This window comes from Ruegeria arenilitoris, assembly GCF_013032445.1.
Taxonomy (GTDB): domain Bacteria; phylum Pseudomonadota; class Alphaproteobacteria; order Rhodobacterales; family Rhodobacteraceae; genus Ruegeria; species Ruegeria arenilitoris_F.
The window spans coordinates 1-3,734 of record NZ_WQCA01000073.1; the positions used below are offsets into that span (position 1 = coordinate 1).

General features: G+C 51.2%; 2 protein-coding genes and 3 pseudogenes. 3 read left to right on the forward strand and 2 right to left on the reverse strand.

Going from position 1 to position 3,734, the window contains the following annotated elements; translation table 11 throughout:
* Positions 1-116 precede the first annotated feature (116 nt).
* The 3 genes and pseudogenes from GOW98_RS25415 (at position 117) to GOW98_RS25425 (ending at position 2,714) form a co-directional block, all read left to right on the forward strand.
* Positions 117-1,109, forward strand: a complete 993-nt coding sequence (locus GOW98_RS25415) for a helix-turn-helix domain-containing protein (RefSeq protein ID WP_170337383.1) — start codon at positions 117-119, stop codon at positions 1,107-1,109.
* Positions 1,110-1,490: 381 nt separating this feature from the next.
* Positions 1,491-1,703: pseudogene (locus GOW98_RS25420) on the forward strand (transposase); the annotation flags it as partial.
* 252 nt (positions 1,704-1,955) lie between these two features.
* Positions 1,956-2,714 carry a hypothetical protein gene (locus GOW98_RS25425; protein WP_302479333.1) on the forward strand — a complete coding sequence of 253 codons (759 nt, stop codon included), beginning with the start codon at positions 1,956-1,958 and terminating at the stop codon, positions 2,712-2,714.
* A 51-nt stretch (positions 2,715-2,765) separates the two neighbouring features.
* On the opposite strand, the pseudogene GOW98_RS25430 reads toward GOW98_RS25425, so the two are convergent.
* Both GOW98_RS25430 and GOW98_RS25435 read right to left on the reverse strand, forming a co-directional pair.
* Positions 2,766-3,495 (reverse strand): annotated as a pseudogene (locus tag GOW98_RS25430) (3'(2'),5'-bisphosphate nucleotidase CysQ family protein).
* Between the two features lie 140 nt (positions 3,496-3,635).
* Positions 3,636-3,734, reverse strand: a pseudogene (locus tag GOW98_RS25435) (adenylyl-sulfate kinase); the annotation flags it as partial.

Here is a 3,734-nt window from a genome sequence, read left to right on the forward strand (position 1 = left end):
GACGCTGCCGAGTGAACAGCGACAAAACAAAAAAAACCCCCGCTCAGGCGGGGGTCAAATTAAAGCAGCAGTCAGTTTTGTTGTTGGGCTAAATCAAAACACGATTGGTAGTTTAGATGAAGCACTACTGTGTTAAAAATGGCCAAGGAAAAGCAAACGATGTCGATGACGTGGTGCCCGAACGCACGCGGCACATCGACGTCATCTTGCGTTGTGAGAAAGACAACCCGTCAGCAGAAGCTATCGTTGATTTCTACCGGTCTTTAAACAGCCTCATCGGCAAACAAAGCTATCTTGTGAATGTCCGTGTTATCGCGGATGGAAATGTTGGCGGACCTCTTTATTGGGCAAGGCGGACGGCAATTCTTTGGGGGGATTCCGAACACAGCTGGTGTCCGGTAGACGAGCAAAAAACGTGGATCGCTCAGGTATTGAGCCTGTCACCAAGGGCACTTCTTGTTGGAGGTGCCGTGACGCTATTGGCTCAAATCGACAATTCGGATCGGAAGGTCGCTGCCGTACATTCAAGTTTCGAAGCAGCTGCGATGGAAATGGGCATAGAGGGATGCGGAGCCACAACGCTTTTGTCGACCAGTGGGCGTCTGCATAGCGCAAACGCACATATCAGCGCGATTAGATTACTGAGTGACTTTGTCTCGATAGATCACGGCGCGTTTCTTGCGGATGCTTTGCGCAGACATATCGGGCTTATCGAGCCAAAGCAATCGATCGAAAGTCAGTTCGCAAACCGATTAATTCGAAAGGCCAACGGCGATGAGTTGGTCATTCTCACTTTGGCGATCATGTTGGAAAACATTGAAGAGCCATTGAGCATTTCCGGGCTTTCGGAAAAGGTGGGTACTTCCATCAGGCAACTTCAGAGAAGATATCTTTGCAAAACCGGTGCCAAACTCTTGGATACCTACAAAGAACTCCGGCTGGAAAGAGCAATTAGCTTGCTGCAACACACCGACATGCCGTTGATGGAAGTCGCCACTGCAACGGGATTTTCGTCTCGCGCCGCCATGTCGCGTGCTTTTTTCAAGCAATACGGATCAGGACTGGAGGCAAGCAGGCAACGGAGGTATTGCGGAACCGCTCCGATCTAACGAAGCCAAAAGTCGGTCGGAAATCGCAATCAGCGATCTGGACCTGTCGCGGTTTGATACCGCTCCTTTGGTAGCATTAGTTGCAGCAAAGAAGATGAGGTACGGGACTGAAACAAAAGGACTAACTTCGCGTTGACACGGTGTGGATCGCGCTGACGAGTGGGCTGATTCGCAAATAATTTGCTTGGGATTTGGGTTTTGGCCTTTCAAAGTTGAATAAGTGGGTGGCGGCACATCGAGGCACAAGCGTTAAACTGTGAAAACCTCGCAGTGTGCCATCAAGTGCTTGTGATGATGTAGTTGATGAGTGAAATCACGTGACCTGAGCCGCTAAATCTCTTCCATTTTTTTGTAGAGTCCACCCAACTTAAGGACGGACAAATGAAGACAAGATTCACGGACGAACATGTCATTCAGATGATTAAGAAACAGGAAGCAGTTGAGAAAACTGCTGACGTATGCGGGCGCTATGGGATCAGCCAAGGCACCGTCTACAAATACAAAAGCAAGTATGGCGGTATGGAGCCGTCGGGTGCGAAGAAGCTCCGTGCGCTTGAAGCTGAGAACGCGAAGCTAAAGAAGCTACTTGCTGAGTTCCTCCGTTTGAATGATTTGAGTATCTTGCGAACGGAAACGCACACTGCATAGGTGCCCAAAGTCACCATTCAGTTTTACGGGCTACATCAACCTTGCAAAATTCGGCCTCTGCTACCGCAAACCTGCTTCACACATTACTGCGGGTCGCAGTGCTAAAAGACACCGTGACTGATCGGATCTCCTCGGTCAAATTACCAGAAGTACTTATGAAGGCAGGTCCTTCTACAACGACCATCAAGGGAGGTAAAAATGCACCCTATCATTGCGCTGTGGTCACATCCACGTTCCATGTCTACCGCAACAGAACGCATCATGCGGGAACGTGGCGATCTGACCTGTTTTCACGAACCGTTCATGTATGACTATTACATCAACCGAAAAGTACGTGACATGCCGCATTTTCAGGCCGAGGAAGGTCACCCGGTAACTTATGAAAACGTGCGCGACATGCTGCTGGAAAGCGCCGAGTCCGCATCGGTTTTTATCAAGGACATGAGCTATTATGTCATGCCGCACATCATGGATGATGCAGAGTTCGGTGACCGCCTGGTCAACTGCTTTCTCATTCGCGATCCGATTGCCTCGATCCCGTCCTATTTCAAGCTGGACCCTGACGTTACAACCGAGGAAATTGGGCTTGAGGCCCAGTCACGGCACTACGACGCCCTGTGTGCGTCTTCAGCGAACAAGCCAATCGTGCTTCAGGCAGAAGACATTCGTTCCGACACCAAAAAGGCCATTGGCGCGCTTTGGAAAGCGATCGGTTTGTCAGACGCCGATCATGCGTTTGAATGGCAGAACGAAAAGCCAAAGGACTGGAAACAAGTCGAAGGGTGGCATGGCGATGTCAGTGCGTCGAAGAGTATTCGCCCAATCACGCAGGAAGAGTTAGAAGCGCAAAAACAAAAATTCGCGACCATGTGCGCCGAACATCCGCGGATGCAGGAATATCTTGAGCATCACCAACCATTCTACCAAGCCCTCAAGGCACAGGCCCTAAAGCCCTGAACAAACGACAGCCCTGGATTGCCTGGGCCGATCTTCTGTTTCTTTACCGCATTATGTTTTCAAAACGTTTATGCTCAGAGCGTATGCAATGAAATGCGGGTTTTCAAAACCCGGCTTACCGTAGCTCAGCGGTGTCAGATCGTCTGCTCGGACACCCGGCCTCCTGCTCCTTCCAAAACCGCTTGCCCTGCGGCTGTATCCCAGTCCATTGTTCGCCCAAGGCGCGGACAAAGATCGGCCTCACCCGAGAGACCAAGAGGTAGAATTTCAGAGACGAACCTGCACTGCGCGTATTCACCACTTGATACCGGTTGATATACTCATCCGTCGCTACGTCTCGGTGGGATTTTGAGGCGACGACAACAAGGGCCGACGCGTCCGGGTTCGACACATTCATCTTTTTGTGGTCACCAACTGCTTCGGCGTCATGCGCACCTAGTTCTTCGACGGCTTGGCCGGATTCGTTGGTATAGAACAAACGCTCACGGGCAGGCGCAAACACAACGCCGAGTCTGGGCTCACCCTGCTCGACCCAAGCGATGTTGACAGTGAATTCGTCGCGCCGGTGAATGAATTCCTTGGTACTGTCCTGAGAGTCGACGATAAAGAAATCCGACACGGCCTGATCGTGTGTTTCCGCCTGCTCATCAGTTGCGATGTGCACGTCAGGAAAGGCGTCGCGAAGACCGTCGTAAATCAGTTTGTCCGCCAATTGGTCCGCTACAGTGACCGGGCTGTCATCTGCCTTGCTTTCGATCTGATAATCCTCTTGGCCACAAATTCGCTAAATTTCTCCGCCAGCGAGAATGGCCAGTCTCCGCATAGCCTATATTTTTACTGCGGTTTCGTTTGTCATATTCATCTCCAGAAATAAAATCGAGCACCCTGATAGGGGCACTCGGTCTATCCTTAGCCCGTAATCAGGCCCTTGCGGTCGCGGCGTTCGCATTCCTCGATCGAGGTCACGACGTGCACTTCGCAGAAAGCACCGAACTGTTCGATCTCTTCCCGAACCGCGCG

What these genes read in the sequence shown, in the direction of transcription:
- GOW98_RS25415 (WP_170337383.1), top strand. Translation starts at nt 117, where the DNA reads ATGAAGCACTACTGTGTTAAAAATGGCCAAGGAAAAGCAAACGATGTC.
- GOW98_RS25425 (WP_302479333.1), top strand. Translation starts at nt 1,956, where the DNA reads ATGCACCCTATCATTGCGCTGTGGTCACATCCACGTTCCATGTCTACC.